Origin of the sequence: Streptomyces sp. GS7, from assembly GCF_009834125.1 — a bacterium.
GTDB lineage: Bacteria > Actinomycetota > Actinomycetes > Streptomycetales > Streptomycetaceae > Streptomyces.
In genome coordinates this window covers 7,903,835-7,922,812 of sequence record NZ_CP047146.1, presented here as the reverse complement: position 1 = coordinate 7,922,812, position 18,978 = coordinate 7,903,835, and the positions used below count along the sequence as shown (strand labels likewise).

The 18,978-nt window shown below is 72.2% G+C and carries 16 protein-coding genes; 9 read left to right on the top strand and 7 right to left on the bottom strand.

The features are described 5' to 3' along the window. Positions 1–108 precede the first annotated feature (108 nt). The 3 genes from GR130_RS34345 (at position 109) to GR130_RS34335 (ending at position 3,069) form a co-directional block, all read left to right on the top strand. The gene (locus tag GR130_RS34345; protein ID WP_159508317.1) at positions 109–1,110 is read left to right on the top strand and encodes an MDR family NADP-dependent oxidoreductase; all 1,002 of its coding nucleotides are present in this window, start codon (positions 109–111) and stop codon (positions 1,108–1,110) included. A gap of 92 nt (positions 1,111–1,202) precedes the next feature. Further along, entirely contained in the window at positions 1,203–2,588 is a 1,386-nt protein-coding gene (locus GR130_RS34340; RefSeq protein WP_159508316.1) for an amidase, read from the top strand. A 31-nt stretch (positions 2,589–2,619) separates the two neighbouring features. Beyond that, positions 2,620–3,069, top strand: a complete 450-nt coding sequence (locus GR130_RS34335; protein WP_159508315.1) for a MerR family transcriptional regulator — start codon at positions 2,620–2,622, stop codon at positions 3,067–3,069. Here the strand turns inward: GR130_RS34335 and GR130_RS34330 are convergent. Continuing rightward, positions 3,059–3,685 carry a TetR/AcrR family transcriptional regulator gene (locus GR130_RS34330; RefSeq protein WP_159508314.1) on the bottom strand — a complete coding sequence of 209 codons (627 nt, stop codon included), beginning with the start codon at positions 3,683–3,685 and terminating at the stop codon, positions 3,059–3,061. The two genes, GR130_RS34335 and GR130_RS34330, sit on opposite strands and share 11 nt — an antisense overlap. Positions 3,686–4,150: 465 nt before the next feature. Beyond that, positions 4,151–4,879, bottom strand: coding sequence for a PAQR family membrane homeostasis protein TrhA (trhA, locus tag GR130_RS34325; protein WP_159508313.1), 729 nt, complete (start codon positions 4,877–4,879; stop codon positions 4,151–4,153). 237 nt (positions 4,880–5,116) lie between these two features. On the opposite strand from trhA, the gene GR130_RS34320 reads away from it, so the two are divergent. Continuing rightward, positions 5,117–6,961 (top strand): phosphoenolpyruvate carboxykinase (GTP), encoded by a 1,845-nt coding sequence (locus GR130_RS34320; RefSeq protein ID WP_159508312.1) that lies wholly within the window; start codon positions 5,117–5,119, stop codon positions 6,959–6,961. A 110-nt stretch (positions 6,962–7,071) separates the two neighbouring features. Here GR130_RS34320 and GR130_RS34315 read toward each other — a convergent pair whose 3' ends face one another. The 4 genes from GR130_RS34315 to GR130_RS34300 all read right to left on the bottom strand — a co-directional run bounded on the left by GR130_RS34315 (position 7,072) and on the right by GR130_RS34300 (position 11,974). Continuing rightward, a complete protein-coding gene (locus GR130_RS34315) occupies positions 7,072–7,494 on the bottom strand; it encodes an SCO4983 family protein (RefSeq protein WP_159508311.1) in 423 nt (140 codons plus the stop codon). 84 nt (positions 7,495–7,578) lie between these two features. Continuing rightward, complete coding sequence (locus tag GR130_RS34310; protein WP_159508310.1) at positions 7,579–8,790, bottom strand: pyridoxal phosphate-dependent aminotransferase; 1,212 nt, start codon at positions 8,788–8,790, stop codon at positions 7,579–7,581. 139 nt (positions 8,791–8,929) lie between these two features. Beyond that, on the bottom strand, positions 8,930–10,561 hold the full coding sequence (locus GR130_RS34305; protein WP_159508309.1) for an N-acyl-D-amino-acid deacylase family protein: 1,632 nt from the start codon (positions 10,559–10,561) through the stop codon (positions 8,930–8,932). Positions 10,562–10,684: 123 nt separating this feature from the next. Continuing rightward, positions 10,685–11,974, bottom strand: a complete 1,290-nt coding sequence (locus GR130_RS34300) for an amino acid deaminase (protein ID WP_159508308.1) — start codon at positions 11,972–11,974, stop codon at positions 10,685–10,687. 320 nt (positions 11,975–12,294) lie between these two features. Here GR130_RS34300 and GR130_RS34295 point away from each other — a divergent pair, with 320 nt between their 5' ends. The 5 genes from GR130_RS34295 (at position 12,295) to GR130_RS34275 (ending at position 17,634) form a co-directional block, all read left to right on the top strand. After that, complete coding sequence (locus GR130_RS34295; protein ID WP_159508307.1) at positions 12,295–13,401, top strand: sugar kinase; 1,107 nt, start codon at positions 12,295–12,297, stop codon at positions 13,399–13,401. A 227-nt stretch (positions 13,402–13,628) separates the two neighbouring features. Further along, a complete protein-coding gene (locus tag GR130_RS34290; protein WP_159508306.1) occupies positions 13,629–14,396 on the top strand; it encodes an IclR family transcriptional regulator in 768 nt (255 codons plus the stop codon). A 20-nt stretch (positions 14,397–14,416) separates the two neighbouring features. Then, the gene (locus tag GR130_RS34285) at positions 14,417–14,827 is read left to right on the top strand and encodes a RidA family protein (RefSeq protein WP_159508305.1); all 411 of its coding nucleotides are present in this window, start codon (positions 14,417–14,419) and stop codon (positions 14,825–14,827) included. A gap of 171 nt (positions 14,828–14,998) precedes the next feature. Beyond that, positions 14,999–16,474 (top strand): GntP family permease, encoded by a 1,476-nt coding sequence (locus GR130_RS34280; RefSeq protein ID WP_159508304.1) that lies wholly within the window; start codon positions 14,999–15,001, stop codon positions 16,472–16,474. A 266-nt stretch (positions 16,475–16,740) separates the two neighbouring features. After that, positions 16,741–17,634 (top strand): S1 family peptidase, encoded by an 894-nt coding sequence (locus GR130_RS34275; protein ID WP_159508303.1) that lies wholly within the window; start codon positions 16,741–16,743, stop codon positions 17,632–17,634. Between the two features lie 111 nt (positions 17,635–17,745). Here GR130_RS34275 and GR130_RS34270 read toward each other — a convergent pair whose 3' ends face one another. Beyond that, the gene (locus GR130_RS34270; protein WP_443043783.1) at positions 17,746–18,735 is read right to left on the bottom strand and encodes a chitinase; all 990 of its coding nucleotides are present in this window, start codon (positions 18,733–18,735) and stop codon (positions 17,746–17,748) included. Positions 18,736–18,978: the final 243 nt, after the last annotated feature.

Sequence of the window (18,978 nt, the reverse complement as noted above, 5' to 3'; positions counted from 1 at the left end):
CGCCGGACCCGCCGGAGCCGTACGGCGATTCCCGCGGCCCCCGCCGCAAGTCCTAGGACCAGCGACCGGATTGACCTTGACGTGCGCGTCAGGTTCTAGCCTCGGGGCATGACGAACACGCACCGCGAAGTCCGCCTGGCCGCCCGCCCCACGGGGCCGGTCACCGACGACCTCTTCGAGATCGCGGAGGTACCGGTTCCGGAACCGGCTCAGGGCCAGGTACTGGTACGCAACACCCTGATGGGCGTCGCCGCCGTGATGCGCACCCTGATGGACGAGGTCACCTCCGTTCCCATGCCGTCCTTCGTCGTCGGCGAGGCGCTCAACGGCCCGGCCGTCGGCGAGGTGGTGGCCGCCCCGGGCACCGACCTCAGGCCCGGCGACCTGGTGGCGCACCGCCTCGGCTGGCGCGAACACAGCCTCGTCGACGCCGCGCAGGTCCAGCGGCTCGACCCCGATCTGCTGCCCGACCCGGCCGGTTACCTCTCGCAGGGGCCCACCGCCCTGATGGGCATCGACCGCGGCGCCGAAGTACGCCCCGGGGACACGGTGTTCGTCACCGGGGCGGCCGGCGGCGTCGGTTCGCTGGCCGGGCAGATCGCCAAACTGCGCGGCGCCGCACGGGTCATCGGCAGTACGGGTTCGCGACAGAAGGCCGACCGCCTGATCAAGGAACTCGGCTATGACGCGGTGGTGATCCGCGGCGCCGGCCCCATCGAGGAGCAGCTCCGCGCCGCCGCCCCGGAGGGCATCGACGCGCTCTTCGACAACGTGGGCGGCGAGCAGCTGGCCGCCGCGCTGGCCGTCGCCAACAGGGGTGCCCGGCTGGCCATCGTGGGCGCGCTGGCCACCCAGCTCTCCGATGGGCGACGGACCACCACCGAGATCGACACCCTGTCGCTGCTGTCCCGGAGCATCACCATGCGGGGGGTCGCCCTGTACGACCACCTGGACCTCATCCCGGAGTGGAACCGGATGCTCGGCCAGGGCCTGCGCGACGGCAGCCTCACCTTCCCGCACGCCCGGCTGCACGGCATCGAGGAGGCCCCGCGGGCGCTGCGCGAGCTGACGGAGGGGCGCCATCTGGGCGCCGTACTGGTGGAGTTGTGAGAGCGCGGCGCCAGAGGGAGCGGTCGCGGACGGGAACGCCCGCGGGCGTCGATCGTCCGGGGGATCGCCGCGCCCGGCGGTAGCCTGCACGGGTGACGACCTTGCTGGGGTACCGCTCTCTTGTCCGGGAGGCCGCGGCGCTGCGGTCCGGCGCGTCCGACCCCGTCGACGCGGTGCACCGCTCGTGCAACCGGATCGACGCCGTCGATCCGTACGTCCGGGCCTTCGTGCCGGAGGACGGGCGGCGCGCGCGGCTCCTGGAGGCGGCGCGGGAGCTGGCGGCGGGCGGCCCGCCGGACCCCGCCACGCGGCCCGCCCTCTATGGAGTACCGGTCGGGATCAAGGACATCGTGCACGTCGACGGCCTGCCCACCCGGGCGGGTTCGGCGCTGCCGCCCGAGGAGCTGGGCGGCGCTCAGGCCGCCGTCGTGGACCGTTCCCCAAGCTCTCAACTGCGTTCGAGCAGGGGAGACCCCAATCGCGCCGCCGGGGCGCTGATCGCGGGCAAGACGGTGACCGCGGAGTTCGCGGTCACCGCCCCCGGGCCGACCCGCAATCCGCACAACCCGGCGCACACGCCCGGCGGTTCGAGCAGTGGATCGGCCGCCGCGGTCGCCGCCGGGTTGGTGCCGCTGGCCATCGGGACGCAGACCGTCGGTTCGATGATCCGCCCCGCCGCGTACTGCGGGGTGGTCGGCTTCAAGCCGTCCTACGGGCGGATCCCGGTCGGCGGGGTGATTCCCAACGCCGTCAGTTTCGACACCCTCGGGTGCTACGCGGCGGATGTGGCGGGGGTTGCGCTGGCCGCCGCGGTGCTCTGCGACGGCTGGGAGCCGGACGCGGACGGGCCGCGGCGGCACCCGGTGCTGGGCGTGCCGGCCGGCCCCTATCTGGAGCGGGCCGGGGCCGAGGCCCTGCGCGCCTTCGAGAAGCAGCGGGCGACGCTCGCCGCGGCCGGGTACGAGGTGCGCGAGGTGCCCGTGCTGGACGACTTCGAGCAGGTCGTCGAGCAGCTCTTCGCGATGAACCGCTACGAGGTCGCGCGGGCGCACGCCCGGTGGTTCGAGCAGTACGCCGACCGCTACCGGGAGCAGACCGCGGCGGCCATCCGCCGGGGTCACACGATCGGGGACGCCGACTACGAGGCGGCCCGGGTGCGGCGCGCCGCCTTCCGCGAGCGGCTCGCGGACGACGCGGCGACCGCCGGGATCGACCTGTGGATCGCCCCGTCGGCCACCGGCCCGGCGCCCGCCGACCTCACCACCACCGGGTCGTCGATCATGTGCCTGCCCTGGAGCAACGCCGGGCTGCCGGCCGTCGGCCTGCCCGCCGGCCGCGCCGCCAACGGGCTGCCGCTGGGGCTCCAACTGGTGGGCGCGTTCGGCGCGGACGAGGAGCTGCTGTACGGGGCGGCCGGTGTCGAGCGCGCGCTCGACGGGGCGGCGCGGGCTTATGCGGACCCGGCGGATCGGCCCTAGCAGGACGTTACGGGGCGAAGGGGGAGGGCGGATGCGTATCGGGGACGCGGCGGCAGCCGCCGGGCTGACGCCGCGGGCGGTGCGCTACTACGAGCAGCAGGGGCTGGTGACCGCCCGGCGGACGCCGTCGGGCCACCGGGTGTACGACGCGGAGGACGTCCGGCGGCTGCGCGCGGTGCGCGAACTGCGCGAGGCGGGCCTGACGGTCGGGGATGTCCGGACCTTCGCGCACCTGCTGCGCACCCTGCCGCCCGACGGGGTCCCGGCACTGATCGCGACCAGTTCGGGCTCGGGGCGGTGCGCGGCGGCGGAGGCGGTGGCCCGGCGCCGGCTGGCCGAACTGGACGGCCATATCGCGCGGTTGTCGCGGCTGCGGGCCCGGCTGGCGGCGCGGCTGGGCGAGCCGGACGGGCCGGCGGTGAACGTTCCCGGGGCCGCTGCCGCCGTTGCGGGGGACGACGGGCGCGCGGTCACAGGGTGAGGCCGCGCGCCAGCACGTCCAGCGTCCGGTGGATCAGCTCCTCCAGGCTCGCGGACGGACCCTCCGCCACCCAGCGCAGCATCGCCTCCTGGAGGGCCGCCAGGATGGCCGCGCTGATGACCCGTACCTCCAGGTCGTCGGCCGGGCGGCCGGTGCGCTCGGACAGGGCGGCGCCGATGATCTCGGCCTCCCGGGCGTGGTTCTCCGCCGTCCGGCCGCGGATGGCGGGCACGTCGCGGATCAGCCGGGCGCGCTGGGCGAGTTCGGTCCGGTCCGCCGCGGTGATCCGGTGCAGCGCCTCGACGGCGACGTGCCGCACCGACTCGACCATCGGCTCGCCGGCGGGGCGGGCGCGGATCCCCGCCTCCAGTACGGCGTCGTAGTCGTCGGTGAGCACGATGTCTTCCTTGGTGGGGAAGTAGCGGAAGACCGTGCTGGGCGAGACGTCGGCGGCGGCGGCGATCCGGTCGACGGGGGTCGCGTCGTACCCCTGCTGCTCGAAGAGCCGGAAGGCGGCCCGGCGGATCGCCTGCCGGGTCTGGATCTTCTTCCGCTCCCGCAGTCCGGCCTTTGGTGTCCCGGGCGCTGCTGAGGTGGTGGTGCGTGCGAAGACCATGCGGATCATTGTCGGGCATCGGGTCGCGCCGGGACCATGGGCGTGCCGCGTGTCATGCCCGTGCCACGCCTTTTTCCGGGTCGGGTCCGGTCCGGCGATTTCGCGCCCTGCTTCCCGCTCCCTCGCGCCAGGTATGTGCAGACATCGGCGCATTGGTAAATCTCCGACTGTCAGTGGCGTGTGTCACGCTGCAGGGCGGGCATGATTACTGTCAGTGACATTCGGAGGGAGGGGTTGAGATGCGATCGGCCGTTCATGGGTATGCCGCGCTCGCCGCCGCGCTGTGTGTCGGCGGCTTCCTGATCGGCGGAGGTGTGCTGGTCTCCGCCCTGGTCGTGACCGGGCTGGCGGTCCTGACATGGCAGGTGGCCGCGGCCTCGCGGCCGCGGCCACGGTGGCGCGGAAGACCGGCCGGGGAGCCGGCGGGGAGATCGGGAGGTGCCGGCCGTGCGGGGCCCGGCCGCCTCAGGCGTGTGTATACGCCACGAGGGAGATGCCGACGTAGTGCACGGCGAAGGCCGCCAGCGTGAAGGAGTGGAAGACCTCATGGAAGCCGAACCACCGCGGTGAGGGGTTGGGGCGTTTGATGCCGTAGATGACGCCGCCCGCGCTGTAGAGCAGCCCGCCCACGATGACGAGGACGAGGACGGCGATGCCGCCGGTGCGCAGGAAGTCGGGCAGGAAGAAGACGGCGGCCCAGCCCATCGCGATGTAGCACGGGGTGTAGAGCCAGCGGGGCGCGCCGACCCAGAAGACGCGGAACGCGATGCCCGCCAGTGCGGCGGCCCAGACCGCCCAGAGGAGGGCCTGGCCGCGGGAGCCGGGCACCAGCAGCATCGTCAGCGGCGTGTAGGTGCCCGCGATGATCAGGAAGATGTTGGCGTGGTCGAGTCGGCGCAGGATGCCGTCGGCCCGCGGGCCCCAATTGCCGCGGTGGTACAGCGCGCTGACGCCGAAGAGCAGGCAGGCGGTGAGCGTGTAGATCGCGCAGGCCAGGCGTCCGCGGGGGCTGTCGGCGAGCGCGGTCAGCAGGATGCCGGAGAGGAGGACGGCGGGAAACATTCCCGCGTGCAGCCAGCCGCGCAGCTTGGGTTTGAGCGGCGCGGTCGCGGTGGCCGCCGCGGTGAGCGCGGAGTCCGCGTCGGACGGCGCGGACGGGGGGCGGCTTTCGGCGGCGTCAGGCGCGGAAGTCATGGCGCAATGCTACCTACGCAACCGTAAGTTACGGATCGTCCTGAAGTGGTGACGGTCACCACGGCGCCCCCTGGACAGAACCGAATCGGGGTCGGATGATCAAATGAGTGCGGTCGGCACCGGATGAGCGGTCACGAAGCATCCGGGTCGCGGCCCCCAAGGGGCAGACAAGTGAAATAAGCGGTTTCCTGGCATAGCAGGCAGAAGCCGTCCAGAACCCCTCAACTAGGAGCGATCGTGGCGCGCGACAACGCGGCTCCCCCCATCCCGACCCGTCACCAGGGCCTTGTCTCCTGGGTCGATGAGATCGCAGCGATCACCCAGCCCGACCGGGTCGTCTGGTGTGACGGCTCGGAGGCGGAGTACGAGCGTCTGTGCGAAGAGCTCGTCGACAAGGGCACGTTCAAGAAGCTCGACCCGATCAAGCGCCCCAACTCGTACTACGCCGCTTCCGACCCGACGGACGTGGCGCGAGTCGAGGACCGCACCTTCATCTGCTCGGAGAAGGAAGAGGACGCCGGCCCGACCAACCACTGGAAGGCCCCCGCCGAGATGCGGGCCATCTTTACCGGGGAAGAAGGAAACGGCTTCACCGGTGAGCAGGGCATCTTCCGCGGCTCCATGAAGGGCCGGACGATGTACGTCGTCCCGTTCTGCATGGGTCCGCTGGGCTCCCCGCTCTCCGCGCCCGGCGTGGAGATCACCGACTCCGCCTACGTCGCCGTCTCGATGCGCACCATGACGCGCATGGGCCAGGCGGTCCTCGACGAGCTGGGCGAGGACGGCTTCTTCGTCAAGGCCGTGCACACCCTCGGCGCCCCCCTGGCCGAGGGCGAGGCCGACGTGCCGTGGCCGTGCAACTCCACCAAGTACATCTCGCACTTCCCCGAGGCGCGCGAGATCTGGTCGTACGGCTCCGGTTACGGCGGCAACGCCCTGCTGGGCAAGAAGTGCTACGCGCTGCGCATCGCCTCCGTCATGGCCCGGGACGAGGGCTGGCTCGCCGAGCACATGCTCGTCCTCAAGCTGACCCCGCCGCAGGGCGAGGCCAAGTACGTCGCCGCCGCGTTCCCGAGCGCCTGCGGCAAGACCAACCTGGCCATGCTGGAGCCGACGATCCCGGGCTGGACCGTCGAGACCATCGGTGACGACATCGCCTGGATGCGCTTCGGCGAGGACGGCCGGCTCTACGCGATCAACCCCGAGGCCGGTTTCTTCGGCGTCGCGCCGGGCACCGGCGAGCACACCAACGCCAATGCCATGAAGACCCTCTGGGGCAACTCCGTCTTCACCAACGTCGCCCTCACCGACGACGGCGACGTCTGGTGGGAGGGCATGACCGAGGAGACCCCGAAGCACCTCACGGACTGGAAGGGCAACGACTGGACGCCCGACTCTGGTGTCCCGGCCGCGCACCCCAACGCCCGCTTCACCGTTCCGGCCGCCCAGTGCCCGACCATCGCGCCCGAGTGGGAGGACCCGAAGGGCGTGCCGATCTCGGCCATCCTCTTCGGCGGTCGGCGCGCCAGTGCCGTTCCGCTGGTGACCGAGTCGCTGACCTGGCAGCACGGTGTCTTCCTCGGCGCGAACGTGGCGTCCGAGAAGACCGCGGCCGCCGAGGGCAAGGTCGGCGAGCTGCGCCGGGACCCGTTCGCCATGCTGCCGTTCTGCGGCTACAACATGGGCGACTACATGGCGCACTGGATCAAGGTGGGCGCCGACAAGGACCCGGCCAAGCTGCCGAAGATCTACTACGTCAACTGGTTCCGGAAGGACGCCAAGGGCCGCTTCGTGTGGCCGGGCTTCGGCGAGAACAGCCGGGTGCTCAAGTGGATCGTCGAGCGGCTGGAGGGCAAGGCCGAGGGCGTCGAGACCCCCATCGGCGTGCTGCCCGCGAAGGGCGCGCTGGACACCGACGGCCTCCAACTCTCCGATGCCGACCTGGACTTCCTGCTCACCGTCGACAAGGACGTCTGGCGCGAGGAGGCGGCGCTGATCCCCGAGCACCTCAACACCTTCGGCGACCACACGCCGAAGGAGCTGTGGGACGAGTACCGCGCGCTGGTGGAGCGCCTGGGCTAGTCCGCGGCGCGGCCGTATCGCGTGGCGCCCGTCCGGGGTCCCGTGCCTGGCGCACGGGGCCCCGGCCCGTTTCCGGTTCGCCTTCGGGGTGGCCGGTCCGGGGCCGGGCTTCAGGCCGTGGCGAGGTCCCGGCCACCGGTCTCATGGGCGGCCAGCCGCTCCCCGGCCAGGGCGATGGCCGCGGCGTCGTCCCGGGAGGTGGCGACCGCCAGGGCGTTCCCGGCGAGGGTGCGGGCGCGCTGCCGGAGGGCCGGCACGCGGGACGGGGCGGTGCCGCCGGTGGGTTCGGCGCGCAGCGGGTAGTGGCCACCGGTCAGCCGCGCGACCTCTTCGGCGATACGGTCGGCCGCGTCGGCGAGCGCGTCGCGCTCCCCCTCGGACGTCGCCAGGGTGCGCAGCTCGTCGGTGACGGTGAGCAGTGCGGTCAGCTGCCCGGCCAGCCGGATGTCCAGCTCCTGCTCGCGGGAGCGGTGCGGCACCTCCGGGGCGGTGGCCATGCTGTGGACCGACTTGGTGCGGATCGGTTCGTACATGGGACGGCCTCCTGGAAACGTCTAGGAGGCCATCCTAGCTTGGACGGAGTCTAAAGTTGAGGGTCGTACAGAAGTCGCTGCGGTTCAGTACTGTCCGTAGCCGTCGAGGAAGGCGCCGATTCGGGTGACGGCGTCGGCCAGATCGTCCTTGCCGGGCAGTGTGACCAGGCGGAAGTGGTCCGGCTCGGGCCAGTTGAAGCCGGTGCCGTGGACGATCATGATCTTCTCGGCGCGCAGCAGGTCGAGGACCATCTGCCGGTCGTCCTTGATCTTGTACACCGCGGGGTCCAGCCGCGGGAAGGCGTACAGCGCGCCCTTCGGCTTGACGCAGCTGATGCCCGGTATCCGGATCAGGGCCTCGTAGGCCGTGTCGCGCTGCTCCAGCAGCCGGCCGCCGGGGAGCACCAGGTCGTTGATCGACTGCCGGCCGCCGAGGGCGGTGGCGACCGCGTGCTGCGCCGGCATGTTGGCGCACAGCCGCATGTTCGCGAGGATCGTCAGCCCCTCGATGTACGAGGCGGCGTGCGCCTTGGGGCCGCAGACCGCCAGCCAGCCGCTGCGGTAGCCGGCGACGCGGTACGCCTTGGACAGGCCGTTGAAGGTCAGCGTCAGCAGGTCGGGGGCGAGCGCGGCGAACGGGGTGTGGGTGGCGTCGTCGTAGAGGATCTTGTCGTAGATCTCGTCGGCGCAGACGATCAGGTTGTGCCGGCGGGCGATCTCCGCGATGCCGCGCAGCAGCTCGTCGCCGTACACCGCACCCGTGGGGTTGTTGGGGTTGATGACGACGATGGCCTTGGTGCGGTCGGTGACCTTGCGCTCGATGTCGGCGAGGTCCGGCATCCAGTCGGCCTGCTCGTCGCAGCGGTAGTGCACGGCGGTGCCGCCGGAGAGCGAGACCGACGCCGTCCACAGCGGGTAGTCGGGGGCCGGGACCAGCACCTCGTCGCCGTCGTCGAGCAGCGCCTGCATCGACATCTGGATCAGCTCGGAGACGCCGTTGCCCAGATAGATGTCGTCGACGGAGAGCTCGATGCCCTTGGTCTGGTAGTGCTGCATCACCGCGCGGCGGGCGGAGAGCAGGCCCTTGGCGTCGCCGTAGCCGTGCGCCGTGCCGATCGAGCGGAGGACGTCCTCCAGGATCTCGGGCGGGCACTCGAAGCCGAACGCCGCCGGATTGCCGGTGTTCAGCTTGAGGATGCGGTGACCTGCCGCTTCGAGCCGCATGGCCTCCTCAAGGACCGGGCCGCGGATCTCGTAGCAGACGTTGGCGAGCTTCGTTGACTGGATCACCTGCATGACGGCCACTTTACGGGCGCGTATCGGCGCCCGCCCGGTGTTTTTCCCCACGTCACCCGCGGACGGCGTGGGGTTCCTCACGTGGGGTGACGGGCCGGGCCCGGTGCCGGAGGCGCGGGTTCCGCGGACGGCGGGCCGCTCAGCGCCGTTTCGGGGTCCGCCGGACCGCCCGGCCGGCCAGTACGTCCGTGCGCCGGCCGTCCGCCATGACGAAGCGGCCGTCGATCAGGACGTGCGGGATGCCGGCGGGCAGGGTGCGCGGGGCCTCGAAGGTGGCGCCGGCGGCGACCGTCTCCGGGTCGAAGAGGACCAGGTCGGCGCGGTGGCCCTCGCGCACCAGACCGCGGTCGGGCAGCCGCAGCCGGGCGGCCGGGCGCGAGGTCAGGTGCGCCACGCACTCCTCCAGGGACAGCACCCCGAGTTCGCGGACGTATGCGCCGAGGTAGTGGGGGAAGGTGCCGTACGCCCGGGGGTGCGGCTTGCGGCCCTGGAGGATGCCGTCGCTGCCGCCGGTGTGGACGCGGTGCCGCATGATCCGGCGGACGTTCTCCTCGTGGCCGACGTGCTGGAGGATCGTCGAGCCCAGCCGGTCGTCGATCAGCAGCCGGCGGGCGGTGGTCCAGGGCTCCTCGCCGCGCTCGGCGGCGACGGCGGCGACGGTCCTGCCGATGTGGCCGGTCAGCGCCGGGTCCGCGACGCCGGAGATCTCGACGGTGTCCCAGGCGATGGGGACGCCGTGGCACCCGTCGGACCCGGTCACCTCCAGGGCGTACCGGATGGCCGCGGCCGTCGTGTCGTCCCGCAGCCTCGCGAGGACCGCCTCGGGGCCGCCCTCGCCGGCCCAACTGGGCAGTATCGCCACGAGAGTCGTGCAGCCGGGGGTGTACGGATAGGTGTCCAGGGAGAGGTCGGCGCCGTCGTCCAGGGCCTTGTCCAGGAGGGCCAGCAGCTCGGGTGCCCGCCCCTTGTTGACGCCGAAGTTCATGGTGGCGTGCGCGAGATGCAGTGCGCAGCCCGCCTCGCGGGTGAGGGCGACCATCTCCGCGTACGCCTCCAGGGCGCCCGCCCCGTAGGAGCGGTGGTGCGGGCAGTAGTAGCCGTCGTAGCGGGCCACCACCCGGCACAGTTCGGTCAGTTCGGCGTCCGAGGCGTACATGCCCGGGGTGTAGGTGAGGCCGGAGGACAGGCCCACCGCGCCCTGCTCCAGGCCCTCGGCGACCAGCCGCCGCATCCGCGCCAGCTCCCCGGCGGTGGCGGCGCGGTCGTCCCAGCCGACCGCGAGCATCCGTACCGTGCCCTGGGGGACGAGGTAGGCGGCGTTGACGGCGATGCCGTCGCCGTCGAAGCCGTGGTCGAGGCGGTCGAGGTACTCGCCGACGGTGCGCCAGGTGAAGTCGACGGAGGTGTCGCCGGGCGCCCCGCCGTTCCAGCCGGTGATCTGGGCGCGCACCTCGGCGAGCGTGCGGTCGTCGACCGGGGCGTACGACAGCCCGTCCTGGCCGAGGACTTCGAGGGTGACGCCCTGGGCGACCTTCGCGGTGTGCGCGGGGTCGCGGAGCACGGCGAGGTCGCTGTGGGCGTGCATGTCGATGAAGCCGGGGGACAGGGCGAGACCGGCGCCGTCGACCGCGCGGGCGGCGGCCGGGCGCGGGCCGCCGTCCGTCTCGCGGTGGATCTCGGCGATCCGGCCGCCGGCCAGGGCGACGTCGGCGCGGTAGGACGGCCCTCCGGACCCGTCGACGACGCGTACGTCGCGGAGCACGGTGTCCATGGGGGGCCGCCTTTCCGGGGGGTGGGTCAGGGGCCGACCCGGGGGCGGGGCCGGGGTGGGATCGGGGGTTTTCCGGGGGTGCCGAGGGCCGGCGGCGGCACCCCCGCGGGTATCACGCGAGTGTCAGAAGAACGTGCGGATGAAATCGACGACGGTCCCGTCCTCCTCGACCAGCGGGATCAGCTGCCACTTGTCGAAGGAGGTGCAGGGGTGCGACAGACCCAGGCCGACCCAGTCGCCGACCTCCAGGTCGCCGGCGTGCTCGGTGCCGAGCCAGGCGTGCTGGTCGGACAGCCCGGTGACGGTGATGCCGGCCGCGGGCCGCACGGTGCCGTCCCGGCCGGACCGGACGACCTGTGCCCGCGGCAGGTCGAGGTCGTACGCCGCGTCCCGCTTGCCCGCGTTGACGAACGCCTGCTCGGGGGTGGGGCGGGAGACGACCTGGGCCCAGAGGCGGAAGGCGGGCTGGAGGGCGCCCTCTTCCGGTACGCGGTTGAAGGGGGTGAGGCGGCGGTAGTGGCCGTCGTCGTGCGAGACGTAGGCGCCCGAGCGCAGCAACTTCAGGACGGGTGCGGAGAGTTCCGGGATCTCGGCGAAGACCTCGGAGACCGCGTCGAACCAGGCGCTGCCGCCGGCACTGACCACGATCTCGTCGAGGTCGGCGAAGCGTCCGGAGGCGTCGAACTCCGCGGCCAGCCGGACCAGTCGGCGCAGCCAGGCGGTGACGCGGTCGTGGTCGGCCTGCGGCACCTCGCCTTCGTAGCCGGCGACGCCGACCAGGCGGAGGGTGTCCACGCCCGCGATGGCGTCGGCGAGTTCGAGGCATTCGGCCTCGCTGCGGACTCCGGTGCGGGCCCCCTCGCCGGCGCCCAGTTCGATGACGACGTCCACGGGGCGGCTGGCCTCCGCGGCGCGCAGCGCGGTGTCCATCAGCTCGATGCCGCGCAGCGAGTCGACGTAGCAGATGAAGCGGAAGTCCGGGTCGGCGTCCAGCTCGCCGGCCAGCCAGCGCAGCGCGGCGGCGTCGACGACCTCGTTGGCCAGGAAGATCCGCTGGATGCCGTAGTCGCGGTAGACGCGGGCCTGGTGGGGGACGGCCGCGGTGATGCCCCAGGCGCCGTGCTCCAGTTGGCGGGCGAAGAGCTGCGGCGCCATGCAGGTCTTGCCGTGCGGGGCGAAGGCCAGGCCGTGCCGGGTGGCGTAGGTCTCCATGAGGGCGAGGTTGTGCTCGACGGACTCGGCGGAGAGGGCCAGGACGGGGGTGGTGAAGCCGCCGGTGAAGAGGTTGCGGCGCTCGGCGGCCAGATCGCCGACCGTGCGCCCGTCGGCGTCCGGGGGGAGTGCCTTGAAGCGGTGATCGACCTTCTCGTCCGCGAGGTTCTTGAGTCCCTGCGCGAGCCGCTCGCCGGCCATGGAGCCTCCTCGAAGATTGTGTTGCACACTCTGCAACACGCATTGCGCATATCGCTTACAGCTGTCTAACATCCGAGCCATCGCCCGGTCAATGGTGGAGAAACGCGGGCAAGGGCGCCAGGAATGGCGCACAGAACGGTGCCCGTAATGGCGCGGAGAACGGCGTCGGGAACGGCCGCGGAGGACGGGCGGGTCGGCCCGGCGGGCACCCGGTGGAATTCCGGGCGGACATCCGGGCGGACCTTCCGCGGCGCGGCCGGACGCCGGCCCGCCTCAGAGGCACAACGGCACAACGGCACAGCGAAGGAGCGCAACCGATCGTGACCAGGTCCTCGAACGTCGGCGGCACCCCCGTTCCGGACGGCACCGCCGCCCCGGACGCCGATGTCGTCTGCCTCGGCGAGTCCATGGTCACCTTCCTGCCCACCGCACCGGGGCGGCTCGCCGACGTGCCCGCCTTCGAGCGCGCCATCGGCGGCGCCGAGTCCAACGTCGCCTGCGCCCTGGCCCGCGCCGGCCACCGCGTCCGCTGGATCTCCCGCGTCGGCGCCGACGGCTTCGGCGACCATCTCGTCCGGGCGATCGGGGCGTACGGCGTCGACACCGGCGGCGTCCGGCGCGACCCCGCCCGCCCCACCGGCATTTACTTCCGCACCGCCGGCGACCGCGACACCGACGCCCATGAGGTCGCGTACTACCGCTCCGGCTCCGCCGCGTCCGCGATGTCGGTGGCGACCATGGACCTGGCCGCGCTGCGCGCCGGCCGGGTGCTGCACCTGTCCGGGATCACCGCCGCGCTCTCCGGCGACTGCCTCGCCCTGCTGCGCGAACTCACCGCCCGACCGGCGGCGGCCGGCCGCCCGCTGGTCTCGTTCGACGTCAACCACCGCCCCCGTCTGTGGGCCGACGCGCAGGGGCCGCGGGTCCTGCTCGATCTGGCGCGCGGCGCCGACATCGTGTTCGTCGGCGAGGACGAGGCGCGGGACGCCTGGGGCCTGCACGGCGGCCGGGCCGTGCGGGCAGCGCTGCCGGAGCCGGAGATCCTGGTCGTCAAGCGGGGGAGGGGCGGCGCGACCGTCTTCCGGCGGGCCCCCGCCCGGCCGGACGGCGGCCCGCCGGAAGACGACGTGGTCGGCGTCCCGGCCCTGAGGGTCGACGTGGTGGCCGCCGTCGGCGCGGGCGACGCCTTCGCCGCCGGGTTCCTCTCCGCCACCCTCCGCGGGCTGCCGCTGCGCTCCCGGATCCGGCACGGCCACCTGTGGGCCGCCGTCGCCCTCACCGTCACCGGCGACCTCGCCGCCCCGCCGCCCCGGCTCCTCGCCGACCGGCTGGCCGGGCTCGACGACGCCGCCTGGGGGAGACTGCACCTCGGCCCCGGCTGGACGGACACCAGAGAGGCCGTGGACCAGGAGGTGCGTACGCCGTGAACGAGCGCAGTGGGACAACCGTCGAGAGGTGCGCCCCCGACGCAGGCGGGGCCGGGCGAAGCGAGGCACGCACATGAGCGAGCGCAGTGAGCGAGTCGTGGAAGGGTGCGCGCCGAGCGCATGCGGAGCCGAGCGGAGCGAGGTGTCGGCATGAGCGAGCGGAGTGAGCGAGCCATGGAAGGGTGCGCGCTGAGCGAATGCGAGGCCGAGCGGAGCGAGGTGTCGGCATGAGCCAGACCGTCGACCGCGCGCTGAGCATCCTGCCGTTGCTCGCCGAGGGCCCCGCCGACCTCGGCCGGGTCGCCGACCGGCTCGGCGTGCACAAGTCCACCGCGCTGCGGCTGCTGCGCACCCTCCATGAGCACGGCCTCGTCTACCGCCAGCCCGACCAGCGCTACCGCCTCGGCGCCCGGCTCTTCGCGCTCGCCCAGGAAGCCGTCGAGAACCTCGACATCCGCGAGATCGCCCACCCCCATCTCGTCGAGCTCAACGAGCAGTGCGGGCACACCGTCCACCTCGCGGTCCACGAGGAGAACGAGGTCCTCTACATCGACAAGGTCGAGAGCCGCTACCCGGTCCGGATGTACTCGCGGATCGGCAAGCCCGTCGCGATCACCGTCGCCGCGGTCGCCAAGCTGCTGCTCGCCGACCTGCCCGAGCCCGAGCGCCGCGCCCTCGCGGAGAGGCTCGACTACCCCCGCTACACGTCGCGTTCGACACCCGACGCCGCGGCCTTCCTGGCCGAGCTGGCCAAGGTGCGCGCACAGGGCTGGGCCACCGACCTCGGTGGCCACGAGGAGTCCATCAACTGCGTCGGCGCCCCGATCCGCGGCGCGGACGGGCGCCTGGTCGCCGCCATGTCGGTCTCCGCGCCGAGTGTCGTCGTCAGCGCGGAGGAACTCCTCACCCTGCTCCCGCTGGTGCGCCGGACCGCCGACGCCATCAGCCGGGAGTACTCCGGTACCGCCAACGCCGGCCACCGACCGGCCCCATGAAGGACGTCCGAAGGACACGCATGAGCGAGAAGACCGCCCTCACCCCGGCCACCCACACCACACCGCCCGCCAAGTTCTCCCACGGAGTCAGGAAGGGCAACATCCTCCAGGTCGCCGGCCAGGTCGGCTTCCTGCCCGCCGTCGAGGGCCGGGCCCCCACCCCGGCCGGCCCGACCCTGCGCGAGCAGACGCTCCAGACGTTCGCCAACGTCAAGGCCATCCTCCAAGAGGGCGGCGCGAGTTGGGACGACGTGATGATGATGCGCGTCTACCTCACCGACGTCGCGCACTTCGCCGAGATGAACGAGATCTACAACGCCTACTTCGAGGAGCAGGGGCTCAAGGAGGCCCCCGCCGCCCGCACGACCGTCTACGTCGGTCTGCCCAAGGGCCTGCTCATCGAGATCGACGCCCTCGCGGTGCTGAGCTGAGGCGCCGGATTCCTTGCTCGGCCCGCCGTCAGCGCCGCCCTCGGCGCACCGTCCGCCGCACGGTGCGGCGTCCCGCAGCTCCGGGACGCCGTGCCGCGGTCCCCCCTGCCTGGATCGTGCTCACCAGGGGACAACCCGGTCTCCGGGCCCCTGCCGGACAACGGAGTCACCATGTTCCTCGCTGCCGCGGCCCCCACCCCACCGTCCCCACCGCATACCGGCGGACTGCTCGCCCTGATACCGGGCACCGCAGGGCTGCTGACCGTCGCCTCCCTCGGCGTCGCCCTGCTCCTCGTCCTGATCATCAAGGTCAGGCTGCAGCCGTTCGTCGCGCTGCTCGGCGTCTCCATCGCCGTCGGACTCGCCGCCGGCCTCTCTGTCACCGAACTCTTCGGCACGGTCCAGAAGTCCGACGTCGTCTCGATGATCGAGTCCGGCATGGGCGGGATCCTCGGGCATGTCGCCATCATCATCGGCCTGGGCACCATGCTCGGCGCGATCCTCGAAGTCTCCGGCGGCGCCGAGGTGTTGAGCGCCCGGCTGCTCGCCCACTTCGGCGAGCGGCGGGCCCCGCTGGCGATGGGCCTGACGGGACTGCTCTTCGGCATCCCGGTCTTCTTCGACGTCGGCATCTTCGTCCTGGCGCCGATCGTGTACGCCGCAGCCAAGCGGAGCGGACGGTCGATGGTGCTGTACGCCATGCCGCTGCTGGCCGGGCTCTCCATGACCCACGCCTTCCTGCCGCCGCACCCCGGCCCGGTGGCCGCCGCCGGGCTCTTCAAGGTGGACCTCGGCTGGCTCATCCTCATGGGCGCCGTCTGCGGTGTCCCGGCGGTCCTGGCCGCCTGGGGCTACGCCGCCTGGATCGGCAACCGCCTCTTCGTCCCGGTGCCGCACGACATGGCCGAGGCCGCCGCGGAAGCCAGGGCCGCGGTCGTCGCCGAGCAGACCGCGGCCGGGATCCGGCCCCGGGAGAAGCCGGTCTCCCTGGCCGCCGTCCTCGCCGTCATCGGTACGCCGCTGGTGCTGATCCTCCTGGCGACCTTCTCGTCCATCGTGCTGGCACCGTCCGAGGGCCGCTCGGTCATCGAGTTCTTCGGCCACCCCTTCGTCGCCCTGACGCTCGCGCTGGTGCTCGCGTACTACCTGCTCGGCATCCGCCGCGGCTGGTCCCGCACGTCGCTGGAGGCGATCTCCACCGCCTCCCTCAAGCCGGTCGGCAACATCCTGCTGGTGGTCGGCGCGGGCGGGGTCTTCGGCGCCGTGCTCAAGGGCAGCGGGGTGGCCACCGCCCTGTCCGACACCTTCCACGGCGTCGGACTGCCGGTCATCGTGCTGGCGTACCTGCTCTCGCTCGTGCTGCGGGTGGCCCAGGGTTCGGCGACGGTCGCGATCGTGACCACGGCCGGGATCGTGCTGCCGCTGGTGGCGGGGCAGGGGCTGTCCCAGGCCCATCTGGCGCTGGTCATCACGGCGATCTCGGCGGGCTCGATCTTCGCCTCGCACGTCAACGACGGCGGGTTCTGGATGGTGTCGAAGTACTTCGGGATCTCCGAGCGCGACACCCTGAAGTCGTGGACCGTACTGGAATCGGTGCTGTCCGTCGCCGGATTCGTGGTGGCCGCGGCCGTCAGCCTGGTCGTCTAGGGGCAACCGCCCCAACTGACGTACGAGTTCGTCGGTCGACCGCGGCCGGCCGAGGTGGCGGAGGGGCGGGCGCGGGGTAGGGAAGACCTGATGCACGGCGTGCGAGGCGTACGCGGCGCCGGGCCGTCCGTCAACTTGCCATCGATTACGGGAAATTTGTTGCGACCGGGCCCTGAGCGGCCAACAATGCGCACGACAAAACCGAAGTGGCGGCACGGAACTGACGCCAAAAGACTTCGGAACATAAGCTGAGAGGACCCCCCCACATGTATCGACCTCTCGTCGGCACCCTGGCCACCGCCGTGCTGGGAGCCGCAGCCCTGGTGAGCGGCGCCGCACCCGCGGGTGCCGCACCGGCGGGCACCGCCCCGCACCACGCGCCGGCGCACCACAGGCCGGCGCCCCGGACGAAGGCGGTCGACTTCGCCGGCACCGTCGCGCTGGACGACTGCTCCGGCTCGATCGTCAAGATGCCCACCTCGAAGGACAGCGACCCGGCACTGGTGATGACCAACGGCCACTGTCTGGAGAGCGGTATGCCCTCCCCGGGCCAGGTCATAGTCGACCAGCAGTCCAGCCGCGCCTTCACCGTCCTGGACAAGTCGGCGGGTGAGCTGGGCCAGATCCAGGCCACCAAGGTCACGTACGCCACGATGACCGACACCGACGTGACGCTGTATCAGACCGGCTCGACGTACGCGGAGATCGCGCAGAAGTACGGGATCAAGCCGCTGGAGCTGTCCACCGACCACCCGGCCAAGGGCGCCGGGATCACCGTGGTGTCCGGCTACTGGAAGAAGACCTACACCTGCAGCATCGACGGGTTCGTGCCCACCCTCAAGGAGGGCGACTGGAGCTGGAAGGACTCGGTCCGCTACACCCCGGAGTGCAAGACGATCGGCGGCACCTCCGGCTCGCCGGTGGTCGACAACGCCACCGGCAAGGTCACCGCGATCAACAACACGGGCAACGAGAACGGCGAGAAGTGCACCGTCAACAACCCCTGTGAGGTGGACGACCAGGGCAATGTGACGGTCCACAAGGGCACCAACTACGCCGAGGAGACCTACGGGATCCCCAAGTGCTTCGGCGACGGCAACAAGCTGAACCTGGACGCCGCGGGCTGCACGCTGCCCAAGCCGTCGGGCGTCCGCCGCTGACCCGAAGGCCCGGCCGGGGGTAGCCCCGCGGCGGCCCGGAGCCAGGTCCCGCGCACCCGGTGCGCGGGACCTGGCCATTTTTCGGGGGGTGGCGTCCTTGGGGGAGCCGGGCTACGGCAGTCCGTGGACGTGCCCGCCCACCTGGCTCGCGAACTCATTGCCGTTCGCGGCGTCCCAGTTCGTGGACCAGGCCATCGCGCCGCGCAGCCCCGGATAGGTCCGCGGCGGCTTGAAGGAACCGCAGTTGGTGCCCGCGGTGAGGCAGTCCAGGGCGGCGTTGACCACCGACGGTGCGACATGGCCGCTGCCCGCCGCGCCGGCCGAGGCCGGTACGCCGATGCCGACCTGGGACGGGTCGAGCCCGCCCTCCAACGGGATACAGGCCAGCGCGGTCAGGAAGTCCACCGAGCCCTGGGCGTAGACCTTGCCGTCGCAGCCGTTCATCGAACCGCTGTTGTAGTACTGCGTGTTGACGACGGTCAGGAAGTCCTTGATGCCGAGGGCCGTCTTGAAGTACTCGGTCTGCGCCGACTGCATGTCGAGGGTCTGCGGGGCCATCGTCACCACGACATCGCCGTGCTGGGCGTGGACGGCCTTCAGCGCCTGCGTCATGTACGTGGAGTTGAGGCCGTTCTCCAGGTCGATGTCGACGCCGTCGAAGCCGTACTGGTCCATCAGGCCGTTGATCGAGTCGGCGAAGTTCCTGGCGGAGGCGTCGTCGTTGACGGATATCGAGCCCTTCTCGCCGCCGACCGAGACGACCACCGACTTGCCGGCGGCCTGCTTGGCCTTGATGTCGGCCTTGAAGTCGGCGGCGGAGGCGTAGCCGACGGCCGGGTCCAGGTTGAAGGTGACCGCGCCGGGCGCTCCCGTCGCGTCGGCGAAGGCGACCGCGATGATGTCGTAGGCGTCGTCGACGTCCTTCAGTTTCTGCACCGCGGCGCCGTTGTTGAAGTTCTGCCAGTAGCCGGTGACGGCGTGCCGGGGGGCGGCGGCGGGTGCGGCCGGGTGCGCGGCCGGGCGCGCCTCGGACGCGCTCGCGGTGCCCGCCGCGGCGGTGCCGGCCACCGTCAGCAGCGCGGCGGCCAGCCCGGCCGGCAGCCTTCGGGAGCCTCGTGCCGTCCCTGTTCCATTTCGTGCGCGGACCACGACTGCCTCCGTGTGGGGGGTGGGGGGTGGTGCGGATGCGCGCTCAGGGGCCCCTGGGCTTGCCGTACAAGGTGGTCCAGACCATTGCCCCTGTCAAGAGTCCGCACGGAAGCGGGTGTTCCGATGGATGCCGCTTCGGCGGTAGGCGGTGTTTCCCTATCGGGCGGCGGCTGGGGCGGCGGCCGAGATGAGTAG